Origin of the sequence: Rhodovulum viride (genome assembly GCF_003265965.1) — a bacterium.
GTDB classification, from domain to species: Bacteria; Pseudomonadota; Alphaproteobacteria; order Rhodobacterales; family Rhodobacteraceae; genus Rhodovulum; species Rhodovulum kholense.
Genome location: NZ_MUAV01000224.1, coordinates 1 through 350, shown reverse-complemented (window position 1 = coordinate 350; position 350 = coordinate 1). Strand labels below are relative to the sequence as shown.

The 350-nt window shown below is 70.3% G+C and carries 1 protein-coding gene; it reads right to left on the bottom strand.

Translation table 11 applies throughout. The annotated features are described in order from the left end of the window. Positions 1-119 precede the first annotated feature (119 nt). Positions 120-284 carry a hypothetical protein gene (locus BYZ73_RS23305; RefSeq protein WP_181498187.1) on the bottom strand — a complete coding sequence of 55 codons (165 nt, stop codon included), beginning with the start codon at positions 282-284 and terminating at the stop codon, positions 120-122. Positions 285-350 lie beyond the last annotated feature (66 nt).

Sequence of the window (350 nt, the reverse complement as noted above, 5' to 3'; positions counted from 1 at the left end):
CGTTTTCAGGACGGCCCAGGCATGCAGCCGGATCGACAGGCGATGCGCATAGGCGTCCGGGTTCAAGACGATGGCCCGGGCGTGGGCGACCTGGGCGGCGCCGGGGTCGATGCAGGTCATCATCGGGCCGCCTCCGGTGCCAGCGCCAGCACACAGACCGGTGCGGCAGATTGGGCGCGGGCCGCGAGGACCGTTCCGCCCAAAATGGTGATCAGTGCCAGCACGCCGGTCAGCGTCCCCAGCGTCAGGGCGCGCGGTGAGGGTCGGGCCGGAAAGTCAGGCATGGACGCCTCCATTCTGGGCATGGGATGCCCGCCCGCACGGGGCGGGACACCGTGGTCAGTCGAGTT